Source organism: Streptomyces niphimycinicus (genome assembly GCF_018883605.1).
Taxonomy (GTDB): Bacteria; Actinomycetota; Actinomycetes; order Streptomycetales; family Streptomycetaceae; genus Streptomyces; species Streptomyces niphimycinicus.
Genome location: NZ_JAHLEM010000149.1, coordinates 1 through 8,407, shown reverse-complemented (window position 1 = coordinate 8,407; position 8,407 = coordinate 1). Strand labels below are relative to the sequence as shown.

The following is an 8,407-nucleotide window of genomic DNA, read 5'->3' as shown; positions in this document are numbered from 1 at the left end:
GCGGCGCCTCCGGCGGCGAGGACGGCGGAGGGAAGATCGATGAGTTCGCCGCGTGCTCGCCAGGGCCGGGTCGTGACGACGGCCGTGCCACCCGGGCGCAGCATGGTGCGGCATTGGGTGAGGATCTGGGTGAAGGCATCCAGGAGCTGGTCGGTGGAGACGTGGGCGAGGTTGTGTGGGTCGTGGCTGTAGCGGTAGTCCTTTTTGACCACGCCGTGTTGTCCGGTTTCGCGGCTGGAGCGGACCTGGCCGTGGACGGAGGGTCCGTACGGGGGTGAGGTGACGACCAGCGCGACCGTGCCGTGGTGGTCGGTTTCGATGAGCTGGGTGAGCTGACGGGCGTCACCGCGCACCACGTGGCCGCTGGTCTGTCCGACGTGCCGCGCGGTGCGGGCGACGTTGGCGCGAGCGAGCCTGGCCCAGCGGGATTCGTACTCGACTCCGAGGGCGTTGCGCCCGAGGTGGAGGGCTTCGACCAGGGTGGTGCCGATGCCCATTCGAGGAGATCGGCCACGGGTTGCTTCGTCGACTCCTCGCGGGGATCGAATCGGGACCAGTCCCAGGTGTACTTCGTGTCGCACCGGCGGCACGTCAAGTTGCACCGGGACAGACGGATAAACAGGGCGGGACATCCGCAGCTAGGACCCTCTCCCTGGAACGTCGGCTGTTCGACGCCGAAGCACTCCGCGGTGATCAGCCAGAGCTCGTCAGCGCTCTCGGTGAACGCTGGAGCCGTGCCCTTCGCCATCACCGCTGCTCCACGTCGAAGCGGGCCCAACTGCGCTCCGTCTCACAGACACGGACCGCGACCAGCCAGCCGGGGATATCCGGCTCAAGGTTCTGGATGATCCAACCGGCCAGGAAATGGGCCAGGTGCTCAGAGGTCGGCTCGAAGGGCAGCACTTCATGGAGGTTCTGGTGGTCCAGCTCGGTGTCCAGGAACTTCTTGAACGGGACGAGCGCCCCGAAGTCGGTGACGAATCCCGGCGCCTTTAGCGCAGGGGCGGTGAGAATGACCTCGACCCGGTAGCTGTGTCCGTGCTGGTGCGAGCACTTGTGCTCGGGCGGGAGGCTGGGAAGCCGATGCCCGGCCTCGAAATCGAAGGTCTTGCCGATGGTCAACGTGCCGACGGGGAACGACGAATCGCTGGGGCTGTTCACGGAACTCCCCCTTTGGGGATCGGCGATACAGGGAACCGGAGGCAATGCCGGTCGAGCACGGATGGCGGCCTCGGAGGCGCCGTCGAGTCGAGTGCCGCTGTGGCGGGGTACGCGGATCTCGAGATCGGGAACGCCGTACCGACTGGTCACGGCATTCACTCATCGTCCTGGCGGATGGACAGGACGTCATTGCCAGATCTGCTTGCGCGCATTGCGGGCAACTCGCAATGCCGGCCCGTCGCGACAGGACACACTCCCCCCAGTGGGGAAGCTCGGATACCGTGACGCGCAGCCAGCTCCATCGCGGAGGGTGCGTAAATGACTACGGTCAGTCGATCGCGTCGCGCCGCTATCAAGAAGGCCGCCGCCGAGATCAGGGAACGGTGTCTGCACAGTGGCAGCGGGGTCGAGCGTACGGCTGACGTGATCTGCGCCGAGTTGCCCGAAGTCCACTCGCTGGAGGCGTGGCGCCTTGCCCTCGGCTGGCCTCGGTCCCGCACCATCGAGCGGGTCGGTGCCCTGTACCGGGCCCGCGGCCTGATGCCACCGGGCATGTCGGAGTCGATGCTCTGCCGGTGGGAACACCGATCCTATGAGCGGCCCAGCCTGGAGTACGTCGAGGTCCTGTGCACGGTCTATCAGGCCCGACCGGAGCAGCTCGGACTCGACCGTGCCCCCGACTACGAACAACCCCAGTGGGCTCACGGCGCTCGATACAGTGCTCCCGGGCCCCAAGCGTGCGTCCTTCCCGCACGGGAAAGCATGGTGACCATGACGACCTCCGCCGGTCTGCCGGCCGTCCGGGAATCTCTGCACCTCGCGCTGCTCGCCGACCCGGCAGGCAGTACCGCAGTCGTCGAACTGTCCGAGGCGGCGATCGAGCACTACGCCCTCGGCTACAGCAAGCACCCGCCCCACCTGCTCTTCACCGAAGTGCACGCCGCCCGGGGCCTGCTGCTGCAAGCCCTCACCAGCACCACGCCGACGCCGGATCGAATCGAGAATGAGCTGCGGCGGTGCGTCGGCTGGCTGTCCGCCCTCCTGGGCAACCTCGCCCACCACCTCGGCGACCACGCCGGAGCACGAGTTCATCTGGCTACGGCCACGACCTACGGCGACCGCAGCGGAGACTCGCGACTCACGGGCTGGGCCTGGGGCGCGCAAGCGATGGTTGCCCGTGCGGCAGGCCGGCACATCCAGGCTCTGGCCCATGCCGACCGCGGCTTGGCCTGCGCCCCTGCCGGGCTCCCGCGCGCCCAGCTCCATGCCTGGGCACAGCTCCCGTCCCTTGCCGCTTTGAACCGTCAACGAGAAGCGGACGCTGCGCTGGCGGCAGCCATGCGTGAACTGGAGGCCGACCCGGCGGGCTGGGCGCCAGGAAGGTTCGGCTACGACATCGCAGAGCACCAACTGCACGAAGCCGACGCCGATCGTGCCCTGGGACGGACCGAAAAGGCGGTCGCCATCGCCGAGACCTCCACGAATGCCTGCATCGCGGGCACCCCCGGCTGGGCCGCCGCCGCCCTGCTCGTGGCGCAAGCCGAAGCCCCCTCCCAACCGGCCGACGCCACGCAACGGGCGCTGGACGTCCTGGCCCGCGTACCCGCAGCACGGCTTCGCTCCACTTCCAGGAGCCGCCTCACGCAGCTCGACGCCGTCCTCAGCCCGACGCGCGCAACGGGTGTCGACGAACTGCATGACCGTGTGCGCGCCCTCCCTCCGATCATCGACGCCCACGGCACCGCTGCGCCCGCGTGAAGCTGCTCTCGCAACCAGAGCGGCGTATCGCGGTCGTAACGGCTGCCGGATGGGGCGCCGGCCCGCCTTGGTGATGCCGACGAGCCGTCTGATCACCGTGTGCATGGTGCGGCTTGGGTGAGTACGCGTTCCAGGCGAGCGCGGTTGAAGCGGTACAGGACCATGGCGTGGTCGGAGGCGGCGCGAGTGTCTTCGGTGTCGATGACCTCGATGTGGTCGAGAGCATCAGCCGCACCGCCAGCCGCGTAGCCGCGGTCAATGCACTGCGGGCCGCCCTGGTGCGGCTTGTAAAACCCCGCCGTAGGGGCAAGCGCCATCTTGCTGTCCACGCCGAGATGGTCGGCCGCGTGCCGGGCAAGGTCGACGTATCCGGCGTCTATGAGGGCGGCGTCAGGTCGGGTGTCGCTGCGGCGGTGGCCGTCGGCGTCCACGTAGGTGCGGTGGACCATGTGCGCGCGGTCGGTGACCGTGTCCCAGTTCGGCAGAACGGTCGGTTCAGGGGCCCTCGGGTAGCTGTTGCTGTCCATGCCGATGAGGGTGACCATGCCGGGTTCGGCGAGGGTGGTCAGCCACCCGGCTTCGGTGAGCCGCTGGTTGGCGTCGAAGAAGCACAGGTGCGCGGAGACGGTGTTCAGCGGCACGGGGCAGTCGCCCAGTTGCGCCTGTACGTGGCAGGGGTGCAGCCACCATGGCTTTGCCCGCGGTGGCTCCTCGCGGACGTGGAAGAGTTCGGGGCGCAGATACACGGCCGTGGCGATGTCGGCATCAACGTATGGGTTGGGCTCTGCCAGAAAGCCGCGGAGCCCGAGCCGTTTCGCCGCGCTGTTTTTGAGTCGTTGGCCGCCTTTCCGGCTGTGCTTCGCCTCCTGCTGGAGCCAGACGTCCGGCTCATGCTCGGCCAGGATGTCCAGGGCGAGGTCACGGCGTTCACCCTGGCGGCCGCCGTCTGCCTCGATGTTCCAGACAGCTACATCGATGGTGCTGCTGGCGTCCATGGAGTCCCTCTCGGGTGGTTGGTGGAACCGGGTACGGGGATGGAGGGCCGGCCGCGGCTTCCCCACGAGCCGCGGCCGGGGCGCTCATGCGCCGCCTCCTCCGAGAGGCGCGGCCGGGACCTTCCACTGCACGGGGGTGGTCCTCACGACCGGGAGGAAGCCCCAGTCCTTGGGAGCGCTTCGCACTGCTCTCAGCGCGGCAGCGCGGGGAATCCCGTCAGGTGGCGACTGCGTCCGCGTCCACGAGGGCGGCGTGCTCGTCGGCCATGATCGCGTTGAACGTGCGATCGATCCGATCCATGGCCTCCTCCTCCCGGAAGGCGCCGAACGTCGTCCAGTACGCCCGGCCGACCTCGCGTTCCATCACCCACCGCGCCTGGACCCTCAAGGAGGCGGTGTCGAGCAGGCCCACCCGGTACTTGACCGACAAGAAGCTGATCAGCCGGTTGCAGTGCAGAAGCCTCGCGTACTCCTCGGTGGGCGGCTCGCCGGGTGCTGTCCACATCGCCCGCAGCTCGGGATCGGAGGCTATCTCGGAGAGCCACATCTGGTGCAGTTCCTCGGCGTGCAGGGCGAGTCGCTGCCGGTTCTGCCTCTCGGACTGCACCAGCCTCGCGGCTCCGACTGCGGTGGCGGCGAGAACGACGTATAAGGTCTTCATCTCAGTTTGCCTTTCGTAGTGACTCGTTGTGAAACTCGGGATCCGAGACCGTGTCGGCCGGTTCTCCAGCGGGTCCCTGGACTCGGGCCGAGTTCGCGCGCCCTTGATGTACGGAGATTTCACACCTCCACTTCCTTGCCTGACGGGACCGGAAGGCCCCGCTAATTACCGCGTGAGTGCATTTCAACCCCCGCCTCCAAGAGGAGCGTTCGAATGAAGCCGAACGACCTCCCTGTGGCCCCGCTAATGTCCCGCACGCTCACCTTGTGGGACCTTTTATATACGGTGCTAACGTCTTTTCGGAACTTTTCGCGGTCCTTGCCGGTGAGTCGCTTTTTCGGCGGTATCTTGGGCAGGTCTTCCAATGTTTCGGCAGTCATGTGCGGGAATCCCCAAGCGGTGGAGGTGTTGATTCTGTCGTACCTGGTGAAACTTCGCGTGGCCGATGTGTTCGGACCGTTCCCGAGCAGGCCGAGTTCCCAGCCACGGTGGATGAGGTTCTCGGTGTTCTTCGCGTCCGTCAGACTGATGAGGATTCGCGCTTCCTCGCGCACGGGGTCCACGGTAAGTCCGCTGTTTGCGGCAATCCACGGCAGATCGCGGCCGTCTGCCAAGCCCCGGAGAACAGGGTGTCGCGTGAGGTCACTGGTCACGCCTTCGGTTGTGGGCTCGGGCGGGTCGATTTCCCTCAGCGTGTAGACCCGATCTACTAAACCTGGCCACCTCGGCTCCCGGCCGCCGCCGGCACGACCACGATCGCCTCCGGCCCATACGCCACGGACGCCAGAGCATCCAGCGACAGTGCCGCCAGTCCCTGCGGCACCGTCAGCCGGTCCCGCTCCCGCGCTCGGTACCGGAACCTGGCAGATGGCCACCCGAGCCGTCGGCGTTCTCAGCGCGTGCAGACACCAGACCCCTCCAGTCCCGCCAACCCAGTCGGCCTCCCGACTCTAGGACGCCGGTCCACTGATATCCCTGCTCAGGGCGTCAGAAGGGCGTTAAGCGCACTCGTGTGGCGCCGCCGGTGAGCACCTTGCCGGCGGCGGTGCGAGTCATCGCGGAGACAGCTCAGCCCCATGAGGTGCTGTGGGCTGCCAACCCGCACGCCGCACGGGCATAAGAGACACAGCGTGGTAAGCAAGGCATGGGAGGTACGCCAGTGACCGGGTTTCCGCTTCGTGACCGCATCGCGCTGGCAGCAGCCGTGGCCGGTCCGCTGCTTTTGGCGCTCATCCTGGTGCCGTTCCGGGGCGGTGTGTCGAGCACGAACCTGGCCCTGATCATGGTCGTGGCCATCGTCGCGATCGCCGCTGCCGGCAACCGCCTCGCCGGCGGCCTGGCAGCCCTGTCCTCGGCCGCGTGGTTCGACTTCTTTCTCACCCGCCCCTACCAGAGCTTCACCATCAACCGCGGTGCAGACATCACCACGGCGGTCCTGCTGCTGGCAGTGGGCCTGGCCGTATCGCAGATGGCCGCCCGCGCCCGACGGCTGGAGGTACTCGTGGTCACGGACGCCGACTACCTGGCCCGCGTCCACGACACCGCCCAGCTCGCCCAGACCACCAGATCCGCCGACGGGGTGGTCGACCACGTCAAGCGGCAACTCACCGAGCTGCTGCAACTGCGGGAGTGCCGGTTCGAGTACGGCTCCCTCCTCGGCCACCCAGCCCGCCTTGAACAAGACGGCAGCGTCACCGTCGGCCGCAAACGCTGGGACATCGACCAGCAGGGCTGGCCCCAGCAAGAAATCGAACTACGGGCCAGCGCAGGCGGCCGCTTCCAAGGCAGGTTCATGCTCACGCCCGCTCCAGGTGCCCGCCCCGATCTCCAAGCCCGCCTGGTCGCCGCCACCCTCGCCGACCAGGCCGCTGCCGCCCTGGACACGGCGGGGCCCAGCCCACAGGAGCAATAGCCCCTGACCTCCTTGTCACGGGTCCCGTACTGGATCACCCTTGACCAGCAACAACGCCTCGTTGATCGTGCCCTCAGCCACCTCGGCGGGCCGGGCACGGTGGGCGCCGCCGTGGCCGCGCTCGGCTCGCTGCTCGCGCTGATTCTCGGGGTCTCCCGCACCACCCTGGCGATGGCCCGGGACCGGCACCTGCCGCACCCCCTGGCCACGGTCCACCCCACCGCGCGCAGAGCGTGTCCCTGGTGGAAACCGAGTTCGTCGAGCAGGGCCAGGGCCTGTTCGATTCGGTACTCGGCGGTGTCGGCGCGGTTCGTCTCGGCGACGGACCGGTCGCGGTCGGCTGCCGCGACAGTGTCTACCAGTCGCCCGCCGTGGCTGAGGAGATCAGCAGCCTGTTATGCGATGCCGGGGTCGACAACGAGACCCGGTTCAAGGTGCCGCACCGCGCCGAGCTGCTGGTGTGCGCCGTGGTCGCGGTGCTCGCCGCGACAGCGGACGTGCGCGGGGCGATCGGGTTCTCCTCCTTCGGCGTCCTGGCGTACTACGCCGTCGCCAACGCCTCCGCCTGGACGCTCACCGAGGACGAGGGACGGCCGAACCGGCTGCTCCCGGTCGTCGGGCTGGCCGGATGCCAGGTGCTGGCCTTCGCCCTGCCTCTGTCCTCGGTGGTCTCGGGGGCCGCGGTGCTGGCCTTCGGGGACGCCGCCTACGGACTCCGCCGCGCCGTGACCGCCCGCAGGGCCTGCCCCGTGCGGCTGCCGCTACGGGGCGTCGTTGCCGAGGACTTCGCGGGCCAGCTCCTTGAGGGCCCCTGGTGGGTGCCGTTCTCAGCCCAGACCTCCAGCATGCTGGTGGCGCCGTGGCCGATGCCGTTCGGTCGATCTTCACGCGGACCGGGTGGGGGGAGTTCAGGGCGTCGGCGAGGCGCTGCGCAGCGCGGATCTCCTCCAGGATCTTCTCCGCGACCTTCACCTGGTTGTCGTTGGCAGTGCCGGAACTCGCGTGCCGCATCTCGATCGCGTCGCCGACGGCCCTGTAGATGGTGAATTCGTCGCCGCCATCGGCCGCGACATCGACGCCGAGGCGGACCCAGGCGCCTTCGCGGACGGTGTGCTTGGCGGTCTCCCTTCCCAGGCCGAGGTCGCACAGCCGGGCCCGGTCGGGTCGTCGTTGTTCTGGGCGTCCTCGACCCAGGTCACCGATATCGCGAGGCTGCCGCCGCCCTTGGGGAACTTCGCGTGCACCTTGGCCACGACGTACGGATGATCTTCGCCGTATTCGCGGTTCGTGCGGTCCACCCAGTCGTGGTCCGGTAGGTGGATCGCGAGGGAGTGCGGTGGCACCCCGCCGGGGCAGTCGTTGCAGTACGGGACGCGTTCGCCGGTGATGGCGGGGGAGACGAATGTCGCGATGGGGATCGTGACGGTGGACGGCACCTCCGGGTTCTCGCAGCTCAATAAGCAGTGTGCATCGTGAAAACTGCAGGTCGGGTGGGCTGGTGTGCGCGGGGTCGGGAGTGCTCGGGCTGGTCGGCGGCGGGTGTCCATGGTGAAGATCGTCTGACCGGTCAGCCGGGAGGGTTCTCTGGTTCTGCTGTGCCTGCGTCAGCGGGCCGCCTACGATCCGTCACCGTGTCGGTACGCGGGAGATCGTGGGGAGGGTGCGGGGATGTCCGATCTGGAGCGGATCACGTCCCGCCGTAGCGAGCTGGACGCGCTCGCCGAGGAGTTGGCCAAGCGGCTTCAGGAGGTCGAGGCCGAGCGGGAGGAACTGGGGATCGCCGAGCGGGTCCTGCGCCGCCTGGCCGAAGGGGACCGGGCCGATACGGAGGCCGCTGGGTTGACGACCCCGGTGGAAGCGCAGGTGGCAGGGCGTGCGGTGCTGCTGACCCCGCACCGCGGTGAGACGGGCGACGAGGCC

9 protein-coding genes and 2 pseudogenes are annotated in these 8,407 nt (G+C 68.4%); 5 read left to right on the top strand and 6 right to left on the bottom strand.

Translation table 11 applies throughout. The annotated features are described in order from the left end of the window. A partial coding sequence (locus tag KN815_RS15100; RefSeq protein ID WP_372458362.1) for a TRM11 family SAM-dependent methyltransferase occupies positions 1-497 on the bottom strand: 497 nt, incomplete at its 3' end. A 250-nt stretch (positions 498-747) separates the two neighbouring features. Then, positions 748-1,161, bottom strand: a complete 414-nt coding sequence (locus KN815_RS15095; RefSeq protein ID WP_253208989.1) for a 6-pyruvoyl trahydropterin synthase family protein — start codon at positions 1,159-1,161, stop codon at positions 748-750. 318 nt (positions 1,162-1,479) lie between these two features. Here KN815_RS15095 and KN815_RS15090 point away from each other — a divergent pair, with 318 nt between their 5' ends. After that, positions 1,480-2,919, top strand: coding sequence for an NsdA family TPR-like regulatory protein (locus tag KN815_RS15090; protein ID WP_507229901.1), 1,440 nt, complete (start codon positions 1,480-1,482; stop codon positions 2,917-2,919). A 92-nt stretch (positions 2,920-3,011) separates the two neighbouring features. Here the strand turns inward: KN815_RS15090 and KN815_RS15085 are convergent, their stop codons facing one another. The 3 genes from KN815_RS15085 to KN815_RS15075 form a co-directional block, all read right to left on the bottom strand. Next, complete coding sequence (locus tag KN815_RS15085; protein WP_216342450.1) at positions 3,012-3,914, bottom strand: endonuclease/exonuclease/phosphatase family protein; 903 nt, start codon at positions 3,912-3,914, stop codon at positions 3,012-3,014. Positions 3,915-4,131: 217 nt separating this feature from the next. Then, positions 4,132-4,575 (bottom strand): DUF6082 family protein, encoded by a 444-nt coding sequence (locus KN815_RS15080; protein ID WP_216342449.1) that lies wholly within the window; start codon positions 4,573-4,575, stop codon positions 4,132-4,134. Between the two features lie 161 nt (positions 4,576-4,736). Then, positions 4,737-5,228: a helix-turn-helix domain-containing protein gene (locus KN815_RS15075; RefSeq protein WP_216342448.1), complete on the bottom strand. Its 492-nt coding sequence runs from the start codon at positions 5,226-5,228 to the stop codon at positions 4,737-4,739. Between the two features lie 506 nt (positions 5,229-5,734). On the opposite strand from KN815_RS15075, the gene KN815_RS15070 reads away from it, so the two are divergent. Then, on the top strand, positions 5,735-6,487 hold the full coding sequence (locus KN815_RS15070; protein WP_253208988.1) for a DUF4118 domain-containing protein: 753 nt from the start codon (positions 5,735-5,737) through the stop codon (positions 6,485-6,487). Between the two features lie 15 nt (positions 6,488-6,502). Here the strand turns inward: KN815_RS15070 and KN815_RS15065 are convergent, their stop codons facing one another. Then, the gene (locus tag KN815_RS15065; protein WP_216342446.1) at positions 6,503-6,703 is read right to left on the bottom strand and encodes a hypothetical protein; all 201 of its coding nucleotides are present in this window, start codon (positions 6,701-6,703) and stop codon (positions 6,503-6,505) included. Positions 6,704-6,912: 209 nt separating this feature from the next. On the opposite strand from KN815_RS15065, the pseudogene KN815_RS50340 reads away from it, so the two are divergent. From KN815_RS50340 to KN815_RS15050, 3 genes and pseudogenes are all read left to right on the top strand, one after another. Beyond that, a pseudogene (locus KN815_RS50340) lies at positions 6,913-7,533 on the top strand (hypothetical protein); the annotation flags it as partial. Beyond that, positions 7,490-7,753, top strand: coding sequence for a hypothetical protein (locus KN815_RS15055; RefSeq protein ID WP_216342445.1), 264 nt, complete (start codon positions 7,490-7,492; stop codon positions 7,751-7,753). The pseudogene KN815_RS50340 and the gene KN815_RS15055, both read left to right, overlap by 44 nt. A 402-nt stretch (positions 7,754-8,155) precedes the next feature. Then, positions 8,156-8,407: pseudogene (locus KN815_RS15050) on the top strand (hypothetical protein); the annotation flags it as partial.